35 protein-coding genes are annotated in these 22,435 nt (G+C 63.4%); all 35 read right to left on the minus strand.

What is annotated here, in order from left to right; all coding sequences use genetic code 11:
• Window positions 1-432, minus strand: a 432-nt coding sequence (locus tag ACLIRY_RS17500; protein WP_413206709.1) for a Gp138 family membrane-puncturing spike protein, incomplete at its 3' end; no start/stop codon positions are given.
• A gap of 46 nt (window positions 433-478) precedes the next feature.
• Window positions 479-1,396, minus strand: coding sequence for a phage protein (locus ACLIRY_RS17505; RefSeq protein WP_413206710.1), 918 nt, complete (start codon window positions 1,394-1,396; stop codon window positions 479-481).
• Window positions 1,393-1,707, minus strand: a complete 315-nt coding sequence (locus ACLIRY_RS17510) for a phage baseplate plug protein (RefSeq protein WP_413206711.1) — start codon at window positions 1,705-1,707, stop codon at window positions 1,393-1,395. The genes ACLIRY_RS17505 and ACLIRY_RS17510 overlap by 4 nt, the downstream gene beginning before the upstream one ends.
• Window positions 1,704-2,249, minus strand: a complete 546-nt coding sequence (locus ACLIRY_RS17515; RefSeq protein WP_413206712.1) for a phage baseplate protein — start codon at window positions 2,247-2,249, stop codon at window positions 1,704-1,706. Before ACLIRY_RS17515 ends, ACLIRY_RS17510 begins: the two co-directional genes overlap by 4 nt.
• Window positions 2,246-4,195: a hypothetical protein gene (locus tag ACLIRY_RS17520; protein ID WP_413206713.1), complete on the minus strand. Its 1,950-nt coding sequence runs from the start codon at window positions 4,193-4,195 to the stop codon at window positions 2,246-2,248. The genes ACLIRY_RS17515 and ACLIRY_RS17520 overlap by 4 nt, the downstream gene beginning before the upstream one ends.
• A gap of 11 nt (window positions 4,196-4,206) precedes the next feature.
• Entirely contained in the window at window positions 4,207-4,377 is a 171-nt protein-coding gene (locus ACLIRY_RS17525; RefSeq protein ID WP_413206714.1) for a DUF6889 family protein, read from the minus strand.
• Between the two features lie 2 nt (window positions 4,378-4,379).
• The gene (locus ACLIRY_RS17530; RefSeq protein ID WP_413206715.1) at window positions 4,380-4,820 is read right to left on the minus strand and encodes a phage tail assembly chaperone; all 441 of its coding nucleotides are present in this window, start codon (window positions 4,818-4,820) and stop codon (window positions 4,380-4,382) included.
• Window positions 4,821-4,836: 16 nt separating this feature from the next.
• Complete coding sequence (locus tag ACLIRY_RS17535; protein WP_413206716.1) at window positions 4,837-5,295, minus strand: phage structural protein; 459 nt, start codon at window positions 5,293-5,295, stop codon at window positions 4,837-4,839.
• Window positions 5,296-5,308: 13 nt separating this feature from the next.
• On the minus strand, window positions 5,309-6,772 hold the full coding sequence (locus ACLIRY_RS17540; RefSeq protein ID WP_413206717.1) for a DUF3383 domain-containing protein: 1,464 nt from the start codon (window positions 6,770-6,772) through the stop codon (window positions 5,309-5,311).
• 8 nt (window positions 6,773-6,780) lie between these two features.
• The gene (locus tag ACLIRY_RS17545; RefSeq protein ID WP_413206718.1) at window positions 6,781-7,338 is read right to left on the minus strand and encodes a hypothetical protein; all 558 of its coding nucleotides are present in this window, start codon (window positions 7,336-7,338) and stop codon (window positions 6,781-6,783) included.
• Window positions 7,335-7,691, minus strand: a complete 357-nt coding sequence (locus ACLIRY_RS17550; protein WP_413206719.1) for a hypothetical protein — start codon at window positions 7,689-7,691, stop codon at window positions 7,335-7,337. The genes ACLIRY_RS17545 and ACLIRY_RS17550 overlap by 4 nt, the downstream gene beginning before the upstream one ends.
• Window positions 7,688-8,245 carry a hypothetical protein gene (locus ACLIRY_RS17555; RefSeq protein WP_413206720.1) on the minus strand — a complete coding sequence of 186 codons (558 nt, stop codon included), beginning with the start codon at window positions 8,243-8,245 and terminating at the stop codon, window positions 7,688-7,690. Before ACLIRY_RS17555 ends, ACLIRY_RS17550 begins: the two co-directional genes overlap by 4 nt.
• Window positions 8,242-8,640, minus strand: coding sequence for a DUF4054 domain-containing protein (locus tag ACLIRY_RS17560; RefSeq protein ID WP_413206721.1), 399 nt, complete (start codon window positions 8,638-8,640; stop codon window positions 8,242-8,244). The genes ACLIRY_RS17555 and ACLIRY_RS17560 overlap by 4 nt, the downstream gene beginning before the upstream one ends.
• 207 nt (window positions 8,641-8,847) lie before the next feature.
• The gene (locus ACLIRY_RS17565; protein ID WP_413206722.1) at window positions 8,848-9,174 is read right to left on the minus strand and encodes a hypothetical protein; all 327 of its coding nucleotides are present in this window, start codon (window positions 9,172-9,174) and stop codon (window positions 8,848-8,850) included.
• A 3-nt stretch (window positions 9,175-9,177) separates the two neighbouring features.
• Window positions 9,178-10,131, minus strand: a complete 954-nt coding sequence (locus tag ACLIRY_RS17570) for a DUF2184 domain-containing protein (RefSeq protein ID WP_413206723.1) — start codon at window positions 10,129-10,131, stop codon at window positions 9,178-9,180.
• Window positions 10,132-10,141: 10 nt separating this feature from the next.
• Complete coding sequence (locus ACLIRY_RS17575) at window positions 10,142-10,594, minus strand: hypothetical protein (RefSeq protein ID WP_413206724.1); 453 nt, start codon at window positions 10,592-10,594, stop codon at window positions 10,142-10,144.
• A gap of 4 nt (window positions 10,595-10,598) precedes the next feature.
• Entirely contained in the window at window positions 10,599-11,876 is a 1,278-nt protein-coding gene (locus ACLIRY_RS17580) for a DUF2213 domain-containing protein (RefSeq protein ID WP_413206725.1), read from the minus strand.
• A gap of 249 nt (window positions 11,877-12,125) precedes the next feature.
• Window positions 12,126-12,386: a hypothetical protein gene (locus tag ACLIRY_RS17585; RefSeq protein ID WP_413206726.1), complete on the minus strand. Its 261-nt coding sequence runs from the start codon at window positions 12,384-12,386 to the stop codon at window positions 12,126-12,128.
• Entirely contained in the window at window positions 12,370-13,653 is a 1,284-nt protein-coding gene (locus ACLIRY_RS17590) for a phage minor head protein (protein ID WP_413206727.1), read from the minus strand. The genes ACLIRY_RS17585 and ACLIRY_RS17590 overlap by 17 nt, the downstream gene beginning before the upstream one ends.
• The gene (locus ACLIRY_RS17595; RefSeq protein ID WP_413206728.1) at window positions 13,643-15,085 is read right to left on the minus strand and encodes a DUF1073 domain-containing protein; all 1,443 of its coding nucleotides are present in this window, start codon (window positions 15,083-15,085) and stop codon (window positions 13,643-13,645) included. Before ACLIRY_RS17595 ends, ACLIRY_RS17590 begins: the two co-directional genes overlap by 11 nt.
• Window positions 15,082-16,503 (minus strand): phage terminase large subunit, encoded by a 1,422-nt coding sequence (gene terL / locus ACLIRY_RS17600; RefSeq protein ID WP_413206729.1) that lies wholly within the window; start codon window positions 16,501-16,503, stop codon window positions 15,082-15,084. The genes ACLIRY_RS17595 and terL overlap by 4 nt, the downstream gene beginning before the upstream one ends.
• Complete coding sequence (locus ACLIRY_RS17605; protein ID WP_413206730.1) at window positions 16,478-17,071, minus strand: phage protein Gp27 family protein; 594 nt, start codon at window positions 17,069-17,071, stop codon at window positions 16,478-16,480. Before ACLIRY_RS17605 ends, terL begins: the two co-directional genes overlap by 26 nt.
• Window positions 17,072-17,074: 3 nt before the next feature.
• Window positions 17,075-17,380, minus strand: a complete 306-nt coding sequence (locus ACLIRY_RS17610; protein ID WP_413206731.1) for a hypothetical protein — start codon at window positions 17,378-17,380, stop codon at window positions 17,075-17,077.
• Entirely contained in the window at window positions 17,373-17,684 is a 312-nt protein-coding gene (locus tag ACLIRY_RS17615) for a hypothetical protein (protein WP_413206732.1), read from the minus strand. The genes ACLIRY_RS17610 and ACLIRY_RS17615 overlap by 8 nt, the downstream gene beginning before the upstream one ends.
• Complete coding sequence (locus tag ACLIRY_RS17620; RefSeq protein ID WP_413206733.1) at window positions 17,681-17,926, minus strand: TraR/DksA family transcriptional regulator; 246 nt, start codon at window positions 17,924-17,926, stop codon at window positions 17,681-17,683. The genes ACLIRY_RS17615 and ACLIRY_RS17620 overlap by 4 nt, the downstream gene beginning before the upstream one ends.
• Window positions 17,883-18,092, minus strand: coding sequence for a hypothetical protein (locus tag ACLIRY_RS17625; protein WP_413206734.1), 210 nt, complete (start codon window positions 18,090-18,092; stop codon window positions 17,883-17,885). The genes ACLIRY_RS17620 and ACLIRY_RS17625 overlap by 44 nt, the downstream gene beginning before the upstream one ends.
• Before the next feature lie 25 nt (window positions 18,093-18,117).
• Window positions 18,118-18,696 carry a glycoside hydrolase family 108 protein gene (locus tag ACLIRY_RS17630; RefSeq protein WP_413206735.1) on the minus strand — a complete coding sequence of 193 codons (579 nt, stop codon included), beginning with the start codon at window positions 18,694-18,696 and terminating at the stop codon, window positions 18,118-18,120.
• A 125-nt stretch (window positions 18,697-18,821) separates the two neighbouring features.
• Complete coding sequence (locus ACLIRY_RS17635; RefSeq protein WP_413206736.1) at window positions 18,822-19,193, minus strand: hypothetical protein; 372 nt, start codon at window positions 19,191-19,193, stop codon at window positions 18,822-18,824.
• 18 nt (window positions 19,194-19,211) lie between these two features.
• Window positions 19,212-19,400, minus strand: coding sequence for a hypothetical protein (locus ACLIRY_RS17640; RefSeq protein ID WP_413206737.1), 189 nt, complete (start codon window positions 19,398-19,400; stop codon window positions 19,212-19,214).
• A complete protein-coding gene (locus ACLIRY_RS17645; protein ID WP_413206738.1) occupies window positions 19,393-19,938 on the minus strand; it encodes an ORF6N domain-containing protein in 546 nt (181 codons plus the stop codon). Before ACLIRY_RS17645 ends, ACLIRY_RS17640 begins: the two co-directional genes overlap by 8 nt.
• 3 nt (window positions 19,939-19,941) lie before the next feature.
• Window positions 19,942-20,160: a hypothetical protein gene (locus ACLIRY_RS17650; RefSeq protein WP_413206739.1), complete on the minus strand. Its 219-nt coding sequence runs from the start codon at window positions 20,158-20,160 to the stop codon at window positions 19,942-19,944.
• A 312-nt stretch (window positions 20,161-20,472) separates the two neighbouring features.
• On the minus strand, window positions 20,473-21,171 hold the full coding sequence (locus ACLIRY_RS17655; RefSeq protein ID WP_413206740.1) for a hypothetical protein: 699 nt from the start codon (window positions 21,169-21,171) through the stop codon (window positions 20,473-20,475).
• Window positions 21,164-21,601, minus strand: coding sequence for a regulatory protein GemA (locus ACLIRY_RS17660; protein ID WP_413206741.1), 438 nt, complete (start codon window positions 21,599-21,601; stop codon window positions 21,164-21,166). The genes ACLIRY_RS17655 and ACLIRY_RS17660 overlap by 8 nt, the downstream gene beginning before the upstream one ends.
• Window positions 21,601-22,224, minus strand: coding sequence for a hypothetical protein (locus ACLIRY_RS17665; RefSeq protein WP_413206742.1), 624 nt, complete (start codon window positions 22,222-22,224; stop codon window positions 21,601-21,603). Before ACLIRY_RS17665 ends, ACLIRY_RS17660 begins: the two co-directional genes overlap by 1 nt.
• The gene (locus ACLIRY_RS17670) at window positions 22,221-22,391 is read right to left on the minus strand and encodes a hypothetical protein (protein WP_413206743.1); all 171 of its coding nucleotides are present in this window, start codon (window positions 22,389-22,391) and stop codon (window positions 22,221-22,223) included. Before ACLIRY_RS17670 ends, ACLIRY_RS17665 begins: the two co-directional genes overlap by 4 nt.
• Window positions 22,392-22,435: the final 44 nt, after the last annotated feature.

A 22,435-nucleotide genomic window follows, 5' to 3' on the forward strand; every position in this document is an offset into this window, starting at 1 on the left:
GGTGATGTGCTGCTCGCCATCGTCACTGCGCAGTTGGACGTTTTCCGGATCGGCCACGGGGTTTAAAACGCGCGGTTGGCTGCGTAGACCCACAATCGCCATACCATCGGATAGATCGTGCATCCGCTGCTCGGCCTGATCCTGAATGCCCCCGGACTGCCACCAGGAATCAATGCATCGGCTGGAAAAGACCACCATTGCCTCGTCTCCCGGCTTGATGGGAAAGGTCAAGGTAAAGCCGCCTCCGCAGGGAAAACAAACCGGAACATCGACCAGCAGAGGCAGGGTTACCTCGGTCGCTTTGCCACGCCCGTCGGTCAGGATACCTTTAAGAGATGGTTGGACCGTTACGGTGATCGCCAGAGGGTCGTAGGATTGAATAATCCCCGGAAGCGCCGTCCAGATCTCGGCCTGTCGGCCGTCCTGGGCCATGCGGTTGCTTTCAATGGGGTCCTGAAGCCTCTCGCGCCGATCCATCTCAAAATCCTATCTGGTCCAGAGGAATATGCATGGTGTCATCCATGCCGATGGCGAGCAGGTCGGCGGTCCAATCCTGCCCGTGAGTATCACCCTTGAAGTCCGCCTTGATCAGGCGGTAAATCCCATCGCTGTCGATCATCGCCGACTTGTTCCAGGCCCCGATTGTCAGTGGCGTCTTCGCCCGCTGGATCGACTCGTTATTCAGCTTGATCCTCCCACCGATCCGCAGCCGAGGATTCAACAGGCAGGTGACCTTGATGCCTTGATCGGTTTGCTCAGGCGCGCCCAGCAGGCCGGTTTCATGGTTCAGCACCACGGCCTCGCCGGGCAGATAACCCGCCAGTTTCACCATCTGCAGTGCCCCGTCCTGGATCGACCAGACCGCGCCGCGATCCTGCCCCACATCGCGCAGGTATTTTCTCGCCATGCCGTGCATGACTTTCCCCCGTGGCAGCGGCTGGCCGCCGATATCGGCGATATGGCCTGTGGTCACGCCTTTTTCGGCCATGGATTTCCCGGCGACGGCCACCTGATCGACCGGCCGCGCACCTGCGGCCAACGTCGTGGAGACTGTGGCGTGGGCATAGGCATGGTCGCCGTCGGCTGCGGTGATCTCCAACCAGGACTCCGTTCCGTTTTCCCGGCCCATCCGGACCTGCCGGATGTTGCCCGAGAAAATCAGGCCCGTGTTACCCTGATAGCCCGCCGATAAAAACACGGTCGTGAACTCACCGCCGATCCGGCTCGCGGTTTCTTTCGACAAATTGGTGATGGTGATCGTGGCGCTGTTCGGCGTTTCAATATCGCCCTTGATAGTTTGGAATTGGACCCTCAACCCGGACAGGTCGAGGCCTTCGCCCGATCCCGGGCCGACCAGGAGAGAACAGGTTCGGATCCATTGACGGTCCCCGCTCATGCCCCATCCTCCGTTTGAAAAACCAGACGAACGGCGGTGCCTAAATCGTCCTCACCCGCCGGTTCATCGTCCGCCGATGACACCCACACCGCCCCGCCGATTTCCAGATGACCATAGGCGGCGAACAGATCGCAGCCCGTGACCAAAGGCATGGCCGCGACGAGAGGCACGTCGTCCTCGGCCTTGGCGAGATCCAGCAACCAGCCACCTTCATTCGCCCAGCCCCACCGAATGGTCAGGCGGTATTCGACACCGACCAGGGTGACCGTGAAGGTCTGCGGTTCCGGGGTGAGAGGTATAATCCAGCTCATCGTCCGAACGCCTTTTTTAATGCGCTTTCCTTCTGCGCCTGAGGCTGTTTTTTCCCCTTGTCCGACACCCCGCCGGTTTGGTTTCCGGCCCGGTGCCGGGCGCGGGGCGGAACCGTGGTGACAGAGGTCGAGACAATGATCACCTCTCGGCAGTCAACGGTCGCGATAAAGGCATTCTCGGTATCCTGGTCCGTTGTGGTCGAAATGGTCACGATAAGCATGTTGGTGTACAGCCGTTTCCCCGTAACAATATCGAATGGCTCGCGCTTGCCCTGAAGTTCGCGCAGCTTGTCGTAGAACTCCTGGCTGCGTTTGGCGCCTTCGGTGGCATTGACGCCGGAATCCGATATGCCGATGCGCAGGGTCAGGGATTGAGGTTTGAGGTAGGCATGGTCGGAAATGACCGCGCCCTGCTCCACCGGGAATTCCGTGACCTCAAGACCGTCTTCATGGGTCTCCTCAATCACCACATCGGCGGTTATGCCGCCGATGTGGCGCTCGGGCATCACCGTCACCGGTTCGGTTTGCTGTGCCCAGCTCATCGCATCGCCCCGGTCATATACCGGGCCGCGTTCGCCGCCGCCCCATCCTGCTCCCGGGCGACCGCCCGACCGGCGGCCATCGCATCGCCGGTGGTGGTGACGGTGATTTCAGTCTTCTGGTTGATGGTGACAGGCCGGGCTTCCGGGTCGGATGCCGCGCCCGGCCCCGCCGAGACCGACGCAGGCGTCAGTGCCGGGGCGGATAAGTCGGGAGTGACCGGTGGTTGGTCGATTTTTGGCGCGGACCCCAGACCGACCGCGTCCAACACGGAGTCCGGCAGAAAATCCAGAACCTTCCGGGCCTGATCGCCAACCCAGCGGAGGGCGCTGCCAATACTGTCAGCGATTGCCTTCCCTGACCGTTCCGCCCAGCCCGCGAAATCGGGAAAGGCCGCTTCGATCCCCGCCCACATCGGCTTGAACAGACTAAGCAGGGTATCAATCATGGCCTTAATGGTTGCAATCCAGCCATCGGCGAAGCCGACGATGATCGCCTTGCCCGCGTCTACGGCGCCTTGCAGATCGCCGGAAAAGACCGCCTTCACGAAGGCAATGAACCGGTCAACCTGCGCCGACAAATGGCCGAGGGCGACGGCGATAGGTTGGAACAGGATGGCCGCGACGCCAGTGATCACGGCCACGGCCCTCTCACCCCAGGCCGTAAAATCGGGGAAGGCCGCCTTGAACGCCGCACCCGCCTCGCCGAAATACCCGGCGATCCCCTCGGCCAGACCGTGCCAGATGGCGAGGAAGGTTCCCGCCATCGTCTCGCCAATCGCCATCCAGGCGTCAACCGCGCCCTGCCAGTCGCCGGTGACCAGGGCCACCACACCCTTGACCACATTGCCCGCGATGTCCACCAGCCCGATAATCAAGTCCACCGTCGCACGGACAGCGGCGCCGATCAGGGTTAGCGCACCCACGAACTGCCCCTTAAGAAGCCCCACCAGGGGCTTTAAGAGGCCCCAGACCTTTTCAATTGTGCCCGCCCAGGGACCCCAGTCGATCAGGCTTTTCCCACCCTCAAGATAGGTCTGGAAATCGTCAATCAACGCAATCAGACCGATGAGGCCAGCGACGATCCAGCCTAATGGCGTCGCTAAAAATCCGGCATTAAGCAACCGCCAGGCGGCCAGCAGACCCACCACGGCTGCCGCCGCGATCTTCTGACTTTTATCCAACCCCAAAAAAGCATCGGCCAGATTCATGACCCATTCAATCAGGCGGCCAATGAAGGCCATGGCTGAACCGGCCACGCGCAGCACCAACGCAAGGAAGGTTTCGAGGGTGGCGCGGATGCGGTCGAAGTTTTCGGTGATCTTTCGGCGCAGACCCTCGAACCCCTCGCGCAGCTTGTCGAAAAGAGCAACGCCGACCGCATCGGCCACCAGCCCGGCCATGGCCTTCAGCCGCGTGATTTCTGCCAAAAGAGACCGGGCGGACTCGGCGGCGGCCTGGGCGCCGATCCCCGCCACCCCGGCCATGGACCGATATTCGGCGGTTAAGGCGCCGACATCGGCGGTCAGCATGGGAATCAACGCAGGATCTATGCCCATGCGCTGGGCATAAAGCTCGCGCGCAGCCTTGCCCATGCCCGCCATGCGCCCCCGCGCTTCTTCCAGCGCCTTAGCGGTATCCGTGATGTAGGGCCGTGTCGAAATCATACCGGCCAACGACGCGTTCAACGCTTCGGCGCTGGAGCCCGCCTCTTCCGCCGCGTAGCGCAGTTCTGCAAGGTGATCGGCGGAGATGCGCAGGGCGTCGGATGAGGCGCCCAGTTCGTCGTACTTGTTGGCGATAGCCAGGATTCCGGCGACAGCTGTACCGGCGGCCACACCCACGGCAATTCCGAAGCCCTTGACCTTGGATAGGGCATTGGACATTGAACTGTCGTCGGTCTGGAACCCGACTTTCGCCAGGAATTCCGCGATCACACCGCCAAGCATGACAGCCTCTCCTATTTCGCCTTCGCCCAGTCCCGAGCGCGCCGTTCGTTTTCGTCCCGCACGTCCAGCGCCTCATTCAGATCGGCGACGTCCGCCAGATCCAAGGTCCCATCCATCAGGCTTTCGGCTCGACAGCACCCGGCGAGGACAGGTCGATAGAGCCAGTCTTCGCCGTTAGACATGCTCACCCATTTGATGTCAGGCCCGCCAGGGCTGGCCCAAGCCCGGGCAGGGCGTCCGTAAAACCCGCGAGGTTGCCCAACAGAACCCGACCGACGACAATCAGCAGCGTCGGCAGATCGATGGGATACATAAGGACCCCCCTGGCCCGCAGGGGCGCCCAGCCCCCGCCCGTTTGCTTAACCTCGACGGTGTCGAGGCAGGCGTCGAGGATATAGTCGACCTGCTCGTCGGGCAGGCTTGAGACGGCCTCGCCGATAGCTCCGGCGACCTTGAGCGCCTCGGCCTCGGTCGCCGATCCAGCAGGCCGGAAAGAGCCGACAGGCAGCCCGTCGACTTTGGCCAAAAGGCTGGCCAAGCGCCGGGCGACATGGAATTGCTTCCGGGCATCCATTTTTTTGGGCTTCAGGGTCAGGGCCCCGACGGTGAATTCTTCAAGTGCCATGGCGTCCTCTTATCTCTTATGACTTTTCCGGTGTGCCGGTGCCGAGCTGGCGCTCGATCCGGCCAGCGTGAAAGGCCCACACGACATTTCCGGCCTGTTCGGCGTAGCCGTTCGGGGCGTCTTTGGCGAAGGCGCAAGCGGTGCAGGTGTAGGTATCGCCCCGGGCGGTATCCCGAACGGTGATCGTGTTTCGTCCCCACCGGACCGACGAACCTTCCTGGTAGGTCAGCAGGGATTGGAGTTGGGCGTTGGCCGGGCTTGTCTTCAGCAGATTGATGGTGACGGTGCCCGACTTGTCGGCCCGCAGGGTATGCATGACCGACCCATCGGCGCCGACCGTCATGGCGTTCTTGTCCCCGGTCGGGTCGATGGAAATCCCCTCGGACGCGGTTCCGGACTCTTCACCACCGATGGCGATATTGCCCCCCGGACCATCGATGGCCGCGTGGACGTCTAAGAATGAATAGGCGGGCATAACCCTTTCTCCTTCAACGGTTCACGTCGATGGCGATGTCGAGACTGTGGATCGCACCGGCCAGCTTTGCCGCGATCTGGATCGGTGGCGCCTTGCGCTGCTCCCGCTCCGACTGATCCTGGTCATCCACGCGCTGCGCATAGATATACCAGCCCTTGTCAAGTCGATCCCCGCGCTCCAGCTGGCCGAACCCATCGGCGTTCCAGATGCCCGGGGCGATCAAGCCGTTGCTCACGGCCTGAGCGAGGACGCCTTCGATGGCTGTTATGATCTGGTTCACGCCGCTGTCGGTCTGGGGGATCTTGGTTTTCGACTGATAGAGCAGATTATAGGCCGAGACCTGGATGGCGTTGGCCAGCCAATCCAGGCCGTGGATTTCATCGAAATAGGCGTCGCCGCACATCACGCCTTCCTGAAAAATGGCCGTATCATTGTCGTAGGCCGCGAAGACGTTGCAGCGCTTGCCTGCGAGCGCCAGTGCCTGTGTTTCGCGCAGCCCCTCGGCCACAATCCCCACCAGTTGCTTGAACTTCAGCGTGATGGTCGACCGGTTCATGTTGAAGTTGACGGTGAAGGCCCGACCCAAGGCCGAGATGATCGCATAGGGATTGGCCGAATAGGCCACCGTGGTCCGGGTATACCCCAGGGCCTTGAGGCGGCTGGCCAGATCCAGGACATAGGTCGAATCCATGACCCGGGTATCGGTGATCGTCACGGCGTACATCCGGGCCTTGGCGCTGGCCTGAATGTACCCGGCAACCGCGATGTGTTGGTCGACGGTCAAATCGGGATCGGCGAAGGTCACCCCATACCAGTCACTCGCCAGATCGGCCAGATCGGCCACGGCCTGGAGCGGCGTTTCGGCGCCCACACCGCCCACGGGCGCGAGGCCGGTATCGACGGTTAGCTTCATCTGGGCGGCCAGAGCTCCGGTGGCCCATCCCAAAGAGGCTGCGGCGCCGGTGGCCGCCGTGGATAAAATGAACCGCTCGCCGTCGTAGGTCAGGCCCGCGCCAACGCCACCCAGCGCCGCATCGATAATCGCGGCGATGCCTTCCAGGGTCGTTGACGCGCTGATATCGAGATTTGAAACCGTCTGCTCGACACCGCCAACGGTGATGGTCAAGGATCCGGCATCGATTCCGGTCCATTGTCCGATATCGGCTTCTTCGGTGGTCAATGCCGCGCCCCGGAGGATGGCAGGGGCATCGGCCTTGACCCAGCGTCCAATGCGCAGGATTTTCGGGCGGGGGCTTTGGCCGAAGAAGACGACGGCCGCCGCGTATTCCGGCGACAAGGTGCCGAAATCGGCGAGGACGCCATCCAGGTCCGTATAGGTCCGGATGCGCTCGGCCTGATCGATCACGGACGACGCCCCGGCGATCAGCAGCACGCCGAAATTCCGTCGGGCTGCCGCCAGGGGCTGGAGGTTGATGGTGACGTTGACAACGCGGTCGACGGACAGCTCCTTGACCATGACGGCTCCTATGAATTGGCGGTGACGGTGAGTGCGGCTCCGGAAAGGACAACCGGGGCCTCAACCAGATCGCGAATGGGAACGGCGACATCGTCGCCGCGGCGCAGCGTGACGCTCAGATCCTGACGACCGACCCATTTCTGTCCGACCAGATCCGGCGCCGCGACGATCCCACCGACCTTGACCAGCACCATGCCCGCCCTCCACAGAACCTCGCGGTTTTGCTTAACGCCTAAGCCCAGTTTGACTGCCTTGGCTTTGGCATGGGCCTCAGGCCCGTAGAAGCTGGCCATGATCGTTAGCCGATCTTCGGAGTGGAGGATGGACAGACCGGGTTTATGGGTCAGCGAGACCCCCTCCGGTTGCTCATCGATGACACCGAAGGCACACCAGTTTTCATGCTCGGCGGGTTGTGGGGGCGGCTTGGGCTGCCAGCGCGGGCGGACCATGCCGCCGGGCAGGCCGGACAGGGCTGCGATGGTCTCGCAGATCGCGTCTTCTTGGGCATAAGCCGTCAGGCCCGTATCCAAGGGAAGGAAGCCGCCGGTGGCGCTGTCGTTGCTCATTGAACACCTTCCTGCGTCGCGAGCGCTCGGACGTAGCCGCCCTTCGGCCACGGCTCCACGGCCTGGATCAGATAGTCGGTCCCCCGCCAATCAAAGCGGATCGCTGCGCCCTCGCCCAGCGTGTCCAGATCCATCATGGTCCAGACCGCCAGGGTCGCCTTGTCGCGGGCGCTCTCGGGCAGACTTTCCCGCTCTTCCGGGCTGGCCATCTGAATATTGGCCCGGATCTCGTGCAAAACCTCGGCAGCCTCCACAAGCCGCCCATGGGCGTCGACGCTTTCGGCGGTGACCCGCAGGGTCAAGGGTTCGGTGAACTCCGGGTCGGACAGAATGGCGGACAGATCCAAGCTCATTGACCGCGCCTCCGAATCACGTAGGTGATGGACCGGATCAGAGACCGGCTATCCATCAATGGATTACTCTTATCGGGCGCCTGGACTGGCCGCGGCTTGCGCCTCTGGCCCGCCTGCTGTTGGGGCTGAGGGGTTTGTGCCCGCCACCGCGCCGCCAATGTCGCCTTAGACAGCGCAGGCCAATCGTTGTCGACGAACCTGGCTGTAACCGCGTTCACCGCGACCTGCCCGGCGGCATGGAACCCCGCCATGACGCCGCCCGCGTCCCCCCGCAGGGCCGCCCGCGCCGCGTCGGCGAGCAGATCGGTGATGTCCTTCGCCGCCGCCTTCATGCCCGGATAGAGAAAGGCACGGGCCGGGATCCCGGCTTCGGGCGCGCCGAATTCCTGTATGTAGCCAATCGCCGCATTGCCGATGGGCTCGCCCTCCCGCGTGTTCTCTTCAGCCGGGATGCCCACTAACAGCTCGGAGCCCTTCAGGAGCGTCATGGCGCGCTTAATCCGCGCCTCCATTTCCCTTGAGTCGGAGCCTTGAACAGTGATGTCGGGGATCATGCCACGACTCCCCCAGCGCCGATGGTCGAGGCCAGGGACCAGTATTGTTTTCCCCAGCTGGTCGAGTTGTAGTCGCCTGCCCGAATGTCGGCTGTGGCCGCCGCCCCGGCGCGGGAGACCGAGGTGGAGATCGACCCGACCGTCTTGCTTTCGGACACCACGCCACCCCCGGCAGCATCCAGGCCGCCGGTGCCATCGGTGGCCTTCGAGGCCGCCATCACGAGGGTCAAGTGGTGGGCCGCGAGAAAGGCGATACCGTGGGGCTGGAGATCCTGCCACCGCTCCAGCGGGCACCGCTTTTCAGCGAAGGCGAGCCAGCGCGTCACCGTCGCATCCGGGAAGACGGTGGCGTCGGCGAAGGCGGGGATCATGTCGCGGAATTCGGCGGGCGTCATGGCTGGCCTCTAAGGATCAAGGAAAGGATTGGTGTCCCCGGGGTCCGGTGATCGGATCCCGGGGACTGGCGTTGGCGGCCTCGCTGCCGCCTCGAGCCGGTCCCGGCCTGGGCGCTGTTTTGGGGTGGCCCCTGACGGGAGTCGCTCCACTCCTGGGCAAGGCCGTCCGTGCGGCCAAATCCCGCGCCTTCCCCTGGAATAATGCGGTTATTCGGAACCCTTGGCGGCCTGAAAGGCTGCCCAGGCCGCGTCCCGTTCCTGCGCCGTGACTGCCCGGCCCGCCACCTCGGACAGAGCCTTGACCTCCGGAAGGCCCGCCTTGGTGAAATGCTCGGAGTTCTTCGGATTCAGCTGGCCGATGGCCGTGACCAGATCGCCCGCCTCGACGGTCACGGCAACCGTGAACCGCCCGGCCCGATAACAGGGCTCGAAAAACGGATGGCGCGCCTCGGCCTCGGTCACAAGGTGGGTGCCCTTGCCGAAATGGCGCGACCCCAGGGCGAAGGGCTCGGTGACGTGGATCTCTCGGGGCATCACTTACCCTCCCAGGGCCACCATGTCCCCGTAGGACACGGTTTCCGGGTAGACGAACTCGACTTGGCCGAGCAGGCCGTAATAGACCGTCAGATGCTGGAGCCCGCGAATCTCCACCGGTGTCTTTTGGACCGGCACCAAGGGGAAGCGCACATAGCGCTTGGAGCGGGTGTAGGCCAAAGCCCGGTCCAGGCCGCCGACACCCCGGCCCGTCGTCCATTTCAAGGGCAGGATCTCCAGGGGGCGCCCGTTCTGAACCGCCGAAACGCACATTTCTGAGACGTACTTCAGAATGGAAATCGAACCCGCGTCGGAAACCGGCTTCAGGAGGAGGGCGAAGCGATCCGGGGGGAGTCGGAGTTGATCCGGGGCCACCGCATAGGCCGCCCGCACCCAGGCGTACTGGAGAAAACCATTGATATCGTCGAGGATCTGGGCGGGCGTCGCCGTCGACCAATCCTGGGCGAAGCCATAGGGGGCGATGGCCGGATTGTTCAACAGGCCCGTGGCGCCGACCACCGGATCGCCGATATAGACCATTTCATCCGTATCGAGCTGGTACTTCATCTGCATCGCGTCGTACTTCTGGGTGTCGATCGGTCGCCCGGTGCGCGCGGCCTTACCCAGTTCAATGGTCGAGAACCCGACCTCCTGACCCCACAGATGCAGGGGCTGGCCGATCTTGGCCGTGGACACGTCGACACCGGCAATAGCCGTGGAGCCGCCCGCGATCCAGCTTTTCCCGGCGCCCGCGAAACCGGCGGCGGCAAAGTCGCTGATTGTGAAGGATGACACCTCATCCTCCATGGCGATATCCTCGCGCAGGTCGATGTCGCGCTGCCACGTGACCTCCATCAGTGGCGCATTGAACGTTTGGTCCAGGCGCTCCAGTTCACCGACCAGGAAGGCACCGGCCTCATCCCGGGTCCGCCGATCGTATGTTCGAATTCCAACCATCGTCGGCTCCTTAGATATTGTAGGCGATTTCGACGGTGCCGTCGGAATCCTGGGGGCCCATGAAGGTGGCGCCGGGGATGGCGACACCGGCGGAGACTGCCAGTTCACCGGTGACGTACCCACCGGCGTCGGCTTCGATCAGCTTGACCGCGCCTCCCCGAACGGCCGCCGTGGCTTCGGTCGCGGACAGGCGCACGGACATATAGCCGCGCTTCAGCTGGTCCTGAATGGACCCGGTGCCTGCGGAATCCCCGTTCACCCCGGCCCCGGTTTGGTAAGACCGGGCCAGAAATCCGGTGACGCTGGCTGCGGTGACCGCCGCGCCCGCCTTTCCCGCCGCCAAGGCCAAAGGGGCACCAAAAGGCGTTTCGGCGGAAAGCGGCACTGGTTCGAGGGTCGCCTCGGCCCGGCGACTGACGCCCCCGGCAAAGCCGCTGGGCATGGACATGGTATAGGTAGGCATGCGGTTATCCCTTCAAACCCTTGCGGTATTCCGCGAATTGAACGTTGAGGCTGGCGGGCGTGTCATAAGCCCCCGCGCGTCCCTTGGCGTCGCCCCGGGTCAGGGCATCGGCGGTGCGGCCATTGGCCGCTGCCCGCTTGATCTCGACCGCCGCTGAAAAAGCCGCGTCGAGGGTTGGGCCGGTCGCCCGGTCGATGCCATCGCGGGCGATGGCCTTGACGGCCCGGGCCACGGCGCCGTCCTTCATGGCGGCCCGCAGTGCGACCCGCTTGACCGTCAAGGCCCGATCACCGGTACTGGCGATAAGGCCCGGGGACAAGATCGCGGCATCCCGAACCAGAGTGGCCGTGGCCCTGTCCCCGGTTTTGCGCGGCTTGCGATCCTGGGTGGCTTCGGGGTCTTCATCCTGGGCATCCTCGGGGTCCTCATCCTGGGTGTCCTCGGAATCCTCGTCGGTCATCACCTCGGGATCCTCGTCGCCCGTCGCCCCCATTTTTTCAACCAAGGAACGCAGCAGCATCTTGATCTCAGCCATGTCTTCGGCCAGACCCGGCTCCCCCTCGTCCGTCGCCGGGACCGGTTTTTCCTCCGGATCTTCGTCCCCGGCCTGACCTTCGACCAGGGCCTCGTCGAGGGCCTTCTTGACCCTGGGGTCGGCGTCCATGGCCTTGCGGACGCCCGCGGACCCCAAGAGGGTCGCCAGGAGTCCGGGCTTTTTCGTCTTCGTCATGCGGTGATCCCTCGTTTTAGTGCGCCGGTCGCGGATGGCGCAGCGGGGGCCACAGCGGCCCTCGGAAACCAGCGCCACATGGTTGCCGCGCAGGTGGGTTTGCCGCCCCCGACCAGGGGCGATTTCGATGTATTCGGCGTCGTAACCACAGGACAGCTCGCGCAGACCCCCGTTGACCGCCTTAATGGCGTCCGCGTCGGTCACCAGCAGATCGGCGAGCAGCAGATCAGCCTCCGGACCCTGGCCGCGGCGAACATTCTGAACAACGCCACAGGCAAGCTCGCGCCAGGTCTCAGGGGTTACGTCGTCGTCCGGATGGCCGTCGGTCAGGGGCCGCCCCTCGAAACTGGCCATTGTGGCCTTGTCGAACAGGTCGGCCTCCCCCCGCTCGATTAAAATTGTATCCCCATCGCCCGGCGTGACCGGCACTTCCTCGGGCAGGTATTCCAGGTCGCCGGTCCGCGCCAGGGCCACGCCCTCGCACAACAGATACCCCTCGGGGGTCTCAGAAATGCGATCCGACAATCTGGTGGAAACGAGGATGAGGGGCACGGGGTCCGCTCCTTGAGTTGCGACAAGGAGGAGACTACCGGTCGGCCCGGGGACTGGCTTGCCCGGAACAGTTCCGGGCCAGGGGGAAGGTGGGGGACGTCCAGGTTCCGGAGGGGCGGGCGCAAGCCCCAGGATCGGGAGCGCCCCAGATGGCCCCATTGAACACCCATTGAACGGGGCAGGATCGCCGGGGCGGCATCGGGAGCCCCAACCATGCCAGGGGGCACCGAAGAGCCCCCTGCGGGGAACCTAGGCGGTTTTCCCGGTCACGGCCTCGACCTGGCTGTCGTGCAGGTCGGCTTCAACATAGAACAGATCATAAAGGTCGTCGGCGTGATTCGGCCCGGGAACCACGAATTCCACGATCTGACTATCCGGCACCGATGGACTGGAGATGATGACGGTCCCCTTAAGCCCCGCAGCCAGATCGAACGGTTCACCGGTACTCATATCGGTACCCACAACCCTCTCCTTCAGTCTCAGGTCGGTCAACTCAGGATACACGGTCACCTCCTGTTGCCTTTGGGGCGCGTTTGGAATCGATGTAGGCCGTGACGAGCCGGGGCGCCTCTGCTTGCCGACCATCCCTGCGATCATAGATCCACGCGGTACGAACCTCAACCACCTGCCCATTCGCCCCTTGAACGGGCACGAATGCAACAAATCGCTCACCATGATGATCCTGCACGCCCCGTTCAGTGCGGGCACCGGCCAAACCCCTGAGCAGTTGTGCGCGCAGGTCCTCGGCGTGCCGCTCGTCCATTCCCAGGGCTGACGCAAAAACACGGGCCTTGTCAGGGTTTTTATTCAGCGCGTATTCGGTCAACTTACGGATGTCAGCCGTCGCCTGCCCATGCCCCGGTAAGGGCTGCCCCGGTTCATAGGGCACCACCTTCTTGTTGTGCTTTTCCCAGTGAGACAAAAACGTCGGCTTGCCACCGGTGGATTCTTCCGTGGGCAGGGGTTGGGCAATGGGTCTGCCCCCGCCGGGGCGAGGTACCACCGGCTCACAATAACATCTGCAGTTGGCGAACTCCCCCGCGTGGGCCGTATACCCGTCGATGGTTGGTGGGTGGTCCCATTCGATGAACTTCCCCTCCATGGCCGCATGACTCTCCCGAACACCGCCGTCCCTTGCCGTGCGCCAGATATATCCGGTCCCGCCGATCCCCTGCGCCCGCTGTTTCGTCAGGGCCGTGTTGGCGCTGGACACCGCTGTCCGCGCCAAGGTCCGCGCCCGGGCGCCCGTGGCATCCCCGGCAGCTTCAATCTTCTTGGCCAACTCCTCCGGCCTCATACCGGTCACCAGGGCTTCCTGGGTCAAATGGGCCAACCGGTCGGCGGCATCGCTGGCAAGGCTTTTCATATTGCCCGCATTAACCGCGATCAGCTTTTGCAGGGTCACGCCATTGACCGAACTGGTCAGATGCTCACGCAAGCCCTGACCGATGCGCTCGGACTGACGGCGCCAGACCTGATCGTTCTTCCGCGCCGCCGCCGCGACCATAACGGTTGCCGCAGCCTCGGCCCAGGCGTTCAGGGTAGCGGCATAGGCCCGCAGCAACCTGATCTTTTGATCGGGATCCCCACCGCCCGCCGTGATCTGCCTGACCCGCCCCGCCACAGAACCCAGTTGTTTGGCATAGGTCCGTTCGGCGGCCTTGGCGGGCTGGAAATCCCCATCGGCCTTCTTGGCCTGATCGGTCCAGGACCACGCCAACCCGGGCCAGGGCTGGGCCGGGTCCGGGCGGGTGGGGGCCTTGACCTCAGGCGTCATGGGCCGGGCCGGGCGTCAGGGAAAGGGGATCTTCGTCCGGCATCTCCGGCATCTCCGGCAGGGGCGGGGCGATATTGGCCTCCCGCGCCGCTTCAATGTCCTCATCCCGGATCCCGGCGAACCGCCCGGTGACCCGCCCGCTTTCGCGCAGAGCCTCCAGGGCCTGGGGATGGTCGATGATGCCTCCGGCGGCCAGGGCGGCAATGGCCTGGGAATCCGCCGTCGCGATCTGACTTTTCTCCAGCGGCGAGGGGCTGGCCAGTGGCGCGAAGCTGAACGTTAAACCGTCCGGCGGGGCCGTGCCGAACACCGAGCGGTAGAGTACCTCCAACAGCAAGCCGACCGCGCCGCGCAGGTCATCCTCCTGCGCGGTCGAGATGGTCTCATAATACATTTGCAGGTCGCTGTCGCCCGTCGCGAAGCCCTTGGGCGCCTGACCCAACAGGCGCACCAAGGGAATGCCCGAGGCGCCCGAGATCTGCTCGGCGAAGGCCTGAAGGGCATCGTAGACACCGGCGAAAGACCAGTTGATCGCGCTGACCTGGTCCTCGGAATCAACGATGGTGATGCCCTCGTTGGATTGGGTCTGGCGGACCATGTCCATCATTTTCATCAGGCCCGATTCCGCCGGGCCGCCCTGGGCCAAAATCCGGCGGAAATCCTTGATCGAAAAGACCCGAAGGAAGCTCTTCATCATCAAATTGGCCGAGCCATACGTCGCAGAATCGAGCGCCAGGATTCGATCAAACGCCCGCTCAACGACGGACGCGCCCCAGCCCTGCTCCCTTAGCTTTTCATACCGGGGCAGCTCGACCCCGACAAACCGCAAGGCCCGGCTATGGTGAACCCTTTGCCGGTCCAACCCGGCCACGTCGTCGAGAGTATAATAGGCCGGATAACCCAGCATCGGGCCGAGGTCGCGGATTTTCTCCTCGGACGGCGTCACCTGCCAGCGGTCGGCCACGATCAGGCCCTTGAAGCTGCCTTCGCCAAGGCTATCCAGGTCCAAGGGTTCGTCCAAAGCCTGCCCGTCGATCAACAGGATCGCCAGGGCGCCGCCGTACAGCCTGCCCCATTTGATGGCATCGGACAGGCGCCCCGGAATCCCCGTCTCGCGCCAACCGGCATGAAGCCGGTCGATATCCTCCGGCGCCATCGGGCCTTTGATTTCGAGCCCAGCGCGAACCATGTCCTCGGCCACGACCTCGACCATGCGACCGACAACCCAGCTGGTGCGGTACATGTCTTCCAGTTCGGTCCGGTCGAGGATCCGGTTTTTCCGGTATGTCGACCCGGCCAACATATTGTCGGCGCCAAGGCCAAGCCGGGCCGTGACATTGTCGAAGCCATCGCGGACGCGGGCGCGACCCAGGAAGGATTTGGCGGGACGGGCGGGACGGGACGCGGCTGATGCGCGGCGGGGCGGGCTCATTGTCCAAGGGTCTCCCAAATGGCCAGGGAATCGCCGACGAAATAGCGCAGAGCCTGGGTCATGGCATCGACCTGATCATCGTTCGACCCGGCCGGAAAGGCGATCACCTCGCCGTCGAAATCCCTGCGCCACACGGCATTGCGCGGCACATACACGTTTCCGGCCTTCCACAACGGCGTGACGGCCGAGGCTCGTGCTACCTTTGATCCATCTGGCTCAATGGGGATCAGGCCCGGCACGGTATTCTTCAAGGTACTGATTACGGCCGGTCCATTGGCCTTGTCCTCCACCAGCTTGGCCAGGGCCTCGGGCCATTTCTTTGTCATAACCAGGACGGCCTCGACCGTGGCCGTGAACGACATGCGGTCGCGGATTTGATCCAGAAGGTAGTATGCCGCGCCCCTTTTCCCCCAAATCTGTCCGACGACGAAGTCCGACCCCAGGGTATCCTTGAAGGTCATGTCCCAGGATTGAATCACTTCGTCGAAAACCGGTGGCAGATCGGCGGGGAACCACTCCTGGATCCATGCTTCCTGGAAGATGTTGCCGCCGTCCTGGACGGCGTTCTGCTGGAACAGCGCCGACCATTTGGCGGGCGCCATCAGCCTCTTGAATTGAAGAAGTTGTTCCAGGGGGTGAAGCTCCGGAACCAAGGCCTCCCCGTTGTCGTTGATCGCCGGGAATTTCAGGTGAACCGCGTCCGGATTGTCCTTCAGAATCGTCGCCGCGAGATCGTCCGTCGCCCAGGACGTGGCCATAATGATCTGACCCGACCGCTTCGAGAGGCGGGTCAGGAAGACGGTTTCATACCAGCTCCTGATCCCCTTTTTCACGGCGGGGGAGCGCGCCTCGGCCTCGTTCTTGATCGGATCGTCGATAATGCCGATATCGACGCTTTTACCCGTCAAGGGGCCGCCGATGCCCGTGGCGAGGTAATAGCCCTTTTTGCCGACAATATCGAACCGGTCGGAATTGCGGAGGGCCTCGCCCTCGACATGAGCGGCCCGCCTCGTGTTGAGCGCGCTACGCGGATAGACCTCCCTGAACTCTGAAGCCATCATGATCCGCTGCACATCGCGGTTCATGTCCTTGGCCAGATCCGCCGAATAGGAACAGGCCGCGATCCGGGTATTCGGCCAGCGACCAAAGATGTAGGGGGCCAGCATGCGGCTGACCAGCTCGGACTTGCCATGCTGGGGCGGCGCCTGAAGAACCAGGATCGGTCGCTTGCCCTTGTGCACGTCATCCAGAAACCGGTCGATAGCGGCGCAGACTTCGCGCGAAAACCGGGACCAAATATAGTCCCGGCGCGTGTAACCGACGAAACCGCCGAACGTTCGCCGGGCCAGCTCGGCCTCGAACCTGCGCCGATCCCTTTCGGCCAAAAGCGGACTAAGGTCGGGGGCGGATGCGTTCACGGATCGCCTCCTCAAGCTCCGCCGTGGTCATCTCCTTGGGGTCGCGGCCATCTTCCGGCATCAGGCTGGCCAGGCGTTTGTGCGCCTCCTCCTCGGCCTTTTTGCGGCCCCGCTCCTCCGCCTCGGCCTTGAATTTTTTGAGGTTCACCGAAGAGCGTGTCAGGGTCGCGATGTTCTTCGCGGCCTTCGACAGCAGCTCGACCCGCTCACCCTGTTCCACGTCTTCGGCCTTGGCCTCCTGAAGCGCCATGATGGACTCGAACAGTTCGGTCTGGATCATGGCCGTTAAGGCCTCGGATCGGGCATCTAGGCTATCCTCGGCCCCCGCCGTGATAATCTTCGCGGCCTCGGTGCTCGCCCGGATCGCCGTAAGCCGCCGGTTCAGATTCTGACCGTATCGCCCGAGCGCTGACCGCGACGGAAGGTCGCCCTGGCCAGCGTCTTCGGGAAACCGTTCCCGCAAATCGCCAATGAGTTCGTCCAAGGTCATTGAATCCGCCGCGAGAACCGCGTCGATATGATCCTTGATGTCTGGCCGGAGACGGCGAATGGTCGAAGGGCGGCCCATGGCTCACCAATACTTCGCGGGGCGCGCGATGCCCGGCGCGCAGTCGATGGTGTATTCGGCCAGATCAACCCCATACCGGGTTAACTCGGCAAACCACCGGCCCGTGGGCTCCTTGCGTAGATCCACCAACTTGCGGTCGGCGAGGTAGTCCAACTCCTTGCGCAGCTCCAAGGCCGTGGCATCCGGGAACTCGGCCTGGGCAACGGTCAACACCGGCCCTTCATAGGCGCCGATGGGTCGGGCATTATTCAGCGTCAGAATGATCAGCCAGCGCAGGTATTCACGCCGGGCCTTCGCCGGATCAACCATGGTTCAGTCCTCGCAATTGGGCGTTTTCGAGTTTAATGGCCAATCCGTCCATCTTGGCTTCCAGGATCGATTGCCCACGCACGTAGTCTTCCCGGCGGACATAATCGACCGGTAGATCGGCCTTGAGCTGCATGAACTGTTTTTCCAGGTCACGCAGATCGTTGGTCGCCTTTTCGACGATGGAGAACCGTTCGTCGAGCCGCTGCCCGATCTGACTGAGAAGCAGCTTTCCGGCACCAAACACGAACCCGAAAAAGGCAACGAGCAGGCCGATGAACTGATAGAACTCAAGTTGAACCGTCATGCCCGCATGTCCCTTTCGTGATCGCCCTGGCAGTCGAGGCATCGCGCAGCCCAGGGCAGAACGGCGAGGCGGTTCGGCGGGATTTCACACCCACAATCCTCACAGAACCCAGTCCCGTTGACCTGCTGTCGGCTCTTATGGGCGCTCAAGGCTTGCGCAAGGTGCCGCTCCATTTCCGCTTGCGCACGGTCGCCATCGTCAGCCACCGGAGCCGATGGGCCGCTGGGCCTTGAGCCGCCCATAAATTGCAAGCACGCCACCCGCCGCCGTTCCGAGCTGCGTTGCGATATCGACCACGGCGGCGGTCGTTTGGTCATCGATGGGGAAGCCGAACGCTTGGAGAAGGCCCCCGACGGTTGCGATTAAACCGCCCCACACAGCGCGGGACTGGTACCAATTTTTATTCACAGTGCTCTCCTTGAGGTTTGGGAAATCAGATCGAGGGAATCCAGCGGGCGCGGGCGAGCCAACCGGCTTCGAATGCCTTGAGTGCCGGATTTTTTTTGATCAAGGCCAGATAGAACCGGCGCTGCTGAAGGCAGAGTTCAGAAACAAGGTGACCGCGAAGTGCGCGAATGGCCGAAAGGGTCTGCGGCCCCACGATCCCATCATCCACCACGCCAACCCCAAGGGGTACGGTCGCCCGCTGGAGCAGCTTGACCGCCTGCCGAACCCCCACGTTCACGGCCACGTCAAAGAGCTTGATGGCCAAAATGGGGGAGATTTCGGCGATTTTATCGCAACCGCAGGGACCCCAAAATTTCAGGTGAAACAGCTCGGCGGCATCGTCCGACGTCAGGGCCTTGATGTCATCGACATCAATGTCGCCGTCACCGTCCACATCGCCCAGCTCAAGGCCGAGCGAGCGGAGGAAGCGAAGGGACACCCCATGGTTCGTCGCCCCGCCGGGATCGGCGGGGTGATTGACGAAGTCGCCCTCGTGGGCCAGGACCTCGGCCCGGGCCAAGGCCCAAACCCGGTCGGGCGACAGACTATTCACCGGATTATTCACGGGACCCTCCGAGCCATTGAACAGCGGCGTTAAACACCGGGGGCGCGGATGGCCGCGCTACGGTTCGGAGTATGGTCGGTATGTGGGGGGTGAGGCTTGTCCGGAACAGTTCCGGGGGAGGGGACCTAGAACAGGTCGCCCTGGCGGTCATCGCGGGCCTTGCCCGCATTCCGGACCATCGAAACATACCGCTCGGTGCAGCCCAGTTGCAAGGCTGCCTGACGGTTGCTGAGGCCGGGGTTCTGGTGAATCGCGGCCTTGACCATGCGAGAGTAGACGCCACGAGGAATATCTAGTCGCTGGGCGCCAAACGCCGCACATAATTTTTCCATGTCAGCGAAACCAACGACCTGGGCAAGAGGATGATCGGCTTCGGCACGCACGGGTATATAGGTCTCTACGCCACCAATGGCCCTGCCCAGCAGTTCCGCCTTGTCCTCACCAATCACCTCGGCGATCCGGACAAGGCCGATGGGAAGAGTGCGGGGGCGGCTCATGGCCGCCCCCCGCCAAAGTCATTGAACGAGGCGCGGCCCCAAAGGTCCGGCGCGCCGGTGACGGAGGCGAAGACCGACGCGGTCGGGGTGGGCGATGCGGTCCATGGGAAACGGGACAACCGTCCCCTCTGCCTTTTGCCCAAGCAGTTGATCGACGCAGGCCCTGATAATCTCCTCCGCTTTCGGATCAATCCAACGGTCAGACATGGGACGCTCCCAGCAGGCCGATGGCGCGCAGACGGGCCGTGGTATCCTTGACGTAGGTGGGTCGGCGCCCGGTCAACTTGACGATTTCCGACGTCACCAAGCCCAAACGCCGATAGCGGAGAACCCCTCTGGCCTCGGGAGTCAACAAAAGCGTCAGATCCTTCGGAGATTGGCGGGGCGTAGACCGGGCTGGCGCCCGTTCGGCGAAGGCCCGAAACACCATGACGGACACCTCCGCCGCACGGGGCGTCTTCAGCACCCCGGACAGGGCCAGGGCGCCAGCCTGGGTGAAGGCGCGGGGTAAGTGGTTGGAATCCTTGGAAATCACATTTTGTGATTTCAAGCCACCCACCTCGACCTCCGTGAGCCGAAGGGCGAAGTCCTCCGGGAAGCGACTCAGATTGCGTTTGACCACTTGGTTGATCACCCTGGTCTCGGTTCCGTAGAACATCGCCAGATCGGCATCCAGCATGAGGGGCGGACGACCGGGCAGGGTCACGATTTTCGACTGAACGGTCGTAATGGTGGGAATGGTCATGACTCAGGATCCCTTCAAGCTGGATGGAATGGTGTCGGGGTCGGCGACCGAAAGCGCCAAATCGGCGCAGGCCGTTCGGATCAGGGCTTCGTGGAAGCTCCGATCGTGTCGCGTGCGCGACAGCAGCAGGTGAACGAGATGGGGGTAATGCCCCCGTGAACGCGCAACGGCGTCGGCGAGGCGGATGCCCACCAATTGGCGGGCACGGTCCAGCTTGGTCATGAGACATGCCTTCTGCTAGGCGTTGAAAAACACCACCAGAAAGGCTTCTTACGACCGCACTGGTGGCGGGAGGGTAAGAACCCAGAAACCTGGACAGAAACAGGACCTGAGCGGGCTTATTCCCCTTTCGGGTATTGTATTCGCCGCCCTCCCGCCATAGCGGGTCATTACCCGGATGGACTCCGGGCATGAAAATGGCCGCGAGCTTTCGGGGCGACCATCCGTTCTGTCCATTTCTGGAGGTTCTTACTCCTCCAAGGAAGACGGTACGCCCCACGCGGCTGAAAATCAAGGTGGGGTGAGCCGGGTTCGTCATGACCCCGTCCGCCCGAACCGATTGCCGCGCGCCTCGTCCAGCCGCCGCCAATAGCGGCCCAAGGCGGAGCGGCTGGGTGTGCGGGCCGAGCCGAACTGATCGATCAGCATGGAAACCGCCGCATTGATGGTGACTTCGCGGTGGAGCCGGGTGACGGCCTCGCGGACCTCCGTATCACTCCAGAAGCCGGGACGACGCCCGTTCAACCAGATCGGAAAATGGGTGGCCGCATCCGACAGGACCGGCGCGGGGTGAGATTGCCCGAACCCGATGGCCCGCTCCACCGCGTCCAGACGCGCAACCATCTGGGTCCAAGGGTCCGTGGCGGAAGCGGGCGCGACGGCAAACATGCCCCGCCGATGGGCCAGGAACACCTCGATCACTTCCTGCCGCACATCCGCCGCCCGCGCCGTCCGCGACAGCATACAGAGGAGGAGGGTCTGGCCTTCGTTGAGGTAGTAGGCAGTGACTTCGCGGACGGCGCCGGAGCCCAGAGAGACCTTTTCGCACACCGCGCGAATTGGTCCGTATCGGCCCAGTTCCTCGGTATTCTTGACAATTGTGCGCCGGATATCAAGCGGTTGCGCCATGCCCAGGCGTTCGCCGATCCGAACGTCCTTAATACGCGGGTCCTGGTCGACGATCAGATCCTGAGCGTTTAACGGCGATGAGAATCCGGTAACGAGATCAGTCATGGCCCTGTTCCTTTTCCACCCGCGCCACCCAGCCTTTCAGGGCTTCGATCAGTCTGTTCAATTGGTCATTCCGCAAAAGGTCGGGATCGAGCAGCACGGTTTCGTCCGGTTGCAACTGGCGCCCGCACCATTTACGCAGGGCCGGGCGCCCGCCCGTGACGGCACCGCGCTTTTTCAGCTCGCCCCACAGGGCATGGACTTTCCGGGCCAGGGGATTGGCGGCGGGCTTGAAGCCCTGCCGACCGGCGGGCCTACGGCCCAGCTTCCGGTATTCGTCCAGGATGGCGCCAAGCTGGCCATCGGTGCACTTCGCCGCAGAGCGATGCCCCGTGATCCGCTCCATCAAGTCTCGGCGCGCGTCCTCGTCTATGGCCAGATCCTTGGCCCCGGCGTGGACAGCGGCGATCAAGGTTTTGCGCGAGGTCGTCATCACTCGATTCCTCCGGTCTTATAGATCGCGCCACCAAGTTCGGCGCCTTTATGCCCGGCTTCCCAGACAAACCATGCATGGGCCGTGGGGGCGCCGCCTTGGCGCCGTTCCGGCGGGATATCGAACCGCCAGCAATTTGCCCGGTCCCCGCAAAGCCAGATCCGGGCGGGCGGGTTCCTCGCCCACCAGCGGCGGCGGGCATCGCTTTCGCGCCAGGCGTAGCGCTGAAACGCCAGGATCTTCCGGGCGCCGAGCCGCCGGGCGTGGTCGACGAATTCACAAGCCAGGGAAAAAGGCGGGTTCATGAAAACCGAGAACTCCGGCAGGGCCTGCCCGACGGTCAGAAAGTCCCTGCCGATCCATTCTGTTCCCCGATAGCCCCAGTTATGGAGATCCCAGGAGTCCACCTCGTACCCCGCAGCCCGCGCCGCTTCGCTCAAAACCCCGGTCCCACAACAGGGATCGATCACCCGACGGGTCAGCAACTCGACCCGCAGGATTTGAGCGGCGGCCCAGGGGGGAGTCTCGAAACATTCGGCAGCGCGGGCCTGCTCCTCAAGGGTGGCGTAGCGAGCGGCAGTCTCGACGCCGTTCAGGTGGCCGAAGAGGCCTAAACCAGTCATCGGCAATCCTCCTCGCCCTTGGGCTTGGGCTTGGGCGCCTCGGGGCCATGCTCGACAATGAACAGGATCTCGGCGAAGAGACCGGCGAAGATTTCGGGATGCCCGACGCAGACCGCAGCCACGCTCTCCATCACTTTGACCCGAAAATCCAACACGTCCTTTTCCATCGATCCTTCTCCAAATCCATGATGGCCTAATGCGTCAAACGGGG

Origin of the sequence: Rhodospirillum sp. A1_3_36, from assembly GCF_047263945.1 — a bacterium.
Lineage (GTDB): Bacteria > Pseudomonadota > Alphaproteobacteria > Rhodospirillales > Rhodospirillaceae > Rhodospirillum.

Bases quoted from the DNA above. Each gene is read 5' to 3' on its own strand.
- ACLIRY_RS17515 (WP_413206712.1), bottom strand. From the start codon at position 2,249: ATGAGCTGGGCACAGCAAACCGAACCGGTGACGGTGATGCCCGAGCGC.
- ACLIRY_RS17565 (WP_413206722.1), bottom strand. From the start codon at position 9,174: ATGCCCCGAGAGATCCACGTCACCGAGCCCTTCGCCCTGGGGTCGCGC.
- ACLIRY_RS17610 (WP_413206731.1), bottom strand. From the start codon at position 17,380: ATGGTTGATCCGGCGAAGGCCCGGCGTGAATACCTGCGCTGGCTGATC.
- ACLIRY_RS17650 (WP_413206739.1), bottom strand. From the start codon at position 20,160: ATGACCAAGCTGGACCGTGCCCGCCAATTGGTGGGCATCCGCCTCGCC.
- ACLIRY_RS17615 (WP_413206732.1), bottom strand. From the start codon at position 17,684: ATGACGGTTCAACTTGAGTTCTATCAGTTCATCGGCCTGCTCGTTGCC.
- ACLIRY_RS17560 (WP_413206721.1), bottom strand. From the start codon at position 8,640: ATGACGCCCGCCGAATTCCGCGACATGATCCCCGCCTTCGCCGACGCC.
- ACLIRY_RS17640 (WP_413206737.1), bottom strand. From the start codon at position 19,400: ATGTCTGACCGTTGGATTGATCCGAAAGCGGAGGAGATTATCAGGGCC.
- ACLIRY_RS17645 (WP_413206738.1), bottom strand. From the start codon at position 19,938: ATGACCATTCCCACCATTACGACCGTTCAGTCGAAAATCGTGACCCTG.
- ACLIRY_RS17545 (WP_413206718.1), bottom strand. From the start codon at position 7,338: ATGAGCAACGACAGCGCCACCGGCGGCTTCCTTCCCTTGGATACGGGC.
- ACLIRY_RS17575 (WP_413206724.1), bottom strand. From the start codon at position 10,594: ATGCCTACCTATACCATGTCCATGCCCAGCGGCTTTGCCGGGGGCGTC.
- ACLIRY_RS17510 (WP_413206711.1), bottom strand. From the start codon at position 1,707: ATGAGCTGGATTATACCTCTCACCCCGGAACCGCAGACCTTCACGGTC.
- ACLIRY_RS17570 (WP_413206723.1), bottom strand. From the start codon at position 10,131: ATGGTTGGAATTCGAACATACGATCGGCGGACCCGGGATGAGGCCGGT.
- ACLIRY_RS17665 (WP_413206742.1), bottom strand. From the start codon at position 22,224: ATGACTGGTTTAGGCCTCTTCGGCCACCTGAACGGCGTCGAGACTGCC.
- ACLIRY_RS17590 (WP_413206727.1), bottom strand. From the start codon at position 13,653: ATGACGCCTGAGGTCAAGGCCCCCACCCGCCCGGACCCGGCCCAGCCC.
- ACLIRY_RS17595 (WP_413206728.1), bottom strand. From the start codon at position 15,085: ATGAGCCCGCCCCGCCGCGCATCAGCCGCGTCCCGTCCCGCCCGTCCC.
- ACLIRY_RS17670 (WP_413206743.1), bottom strand. From the start codon at position 22,391: ATGGAAAAGGACGTGTTGGATTTTCGGGTCAAAGTGATGGAGAGCGTG.
- ACLIRY_RS17535 (WP_413206716.1), bottom strand. From the start codon at position 5,295: ATGCCCGCCTATTCATTCTTAGACGTCCACGCGGCCATCGATGGTCCG.
- ACLIRY_RS17505 (WP_413206710.1), bottom strand. From the start codon at position 1,396: ATGAGCGGGGACCGTCAATGGATCCGAACCTGTTCTCTCCTGGTCGGC.
- ACLIRY_RS17520 (WP_413206713.1), bottom strand. From the start codon at position 4,195: ATGCTTGGCGGTGTGATCGCGGAATTCCTGGCGAAAGTCGGGTTCCAG.
- ACLIRY_RS17655 (WP_413206740.1), bottom strand. From the start codon at position 21,171: ATGACTGATCTCGTTACCGGATTCTCATCGCCGTTAAACGCTCAGGAT.
- ACLIRY_RS17635 (WP_413206736.1), bottom strand. From the start codon at position 19,193: ATGAGCCGCCCCCGCACTCTTCCCATCGGCCTTGTCCGGATCGCCGAG.
- ACLIRY_RS17530 (WP_413206715.1), bottom strand. From the start codon at position 4,820: ATGGCACTTGAAGAATTCACCGTCGGGGCCCTGACCCTGAAGCCCAAA.
- ACLIRY_RS17555 (WP_413206720.1), bottom strand. From the start codon at position 8,245: ATGATCCCCGACATCACTGTTCAAGGCTCCGACTCAAGGGAAATGGAG.
- ACLIRY_RS17620 (WP_413206733.1), bottom strand. From the start codon at position 17,926: ATGGGCGGCTCAAGGCCCAGCGGCCCATCGGCTCCGGTGGCTGACGAT.
- ACLIRY_RS17540 (WP_413206717.1), bottom strand. From the start codon at position 6,772: ATGGTCAAGGAGCTGTCCGTCGACCGCGTTGTCAACGTCACCATCAAC.
- ACLIRY_RS17525 (WP_413206714.1), bottom strand. From the start codon at position 4,377: ATGTCTAACGGCGAAGACTGGCTCTATCGACCTGTCCTCGCCGGGTGC.
- ACLIRY_RS17605 (WP_413206730.1), bottom strand. From the start codon at position 17,071: ATGGGCCGCCCTTCGACCATTCGCCGTCTCCGGCCAGACATCAAGGAT.
- ACLIRY_RS17550 (WP_413206719.1), bottom strand. From the start codon at position 7,691: ATGAGCTTGGATCTGTCCGCCATTCTGTCCGACCCGGAGTTCACCGAA.
- ACLIRY_RS17660 (WP_413206741.1), bottom strand. From the start codon at position 21,601: ATGACGACCTCGCGCAAAACCTTGATCGCCGCTGTCCACGCCGGGGCC.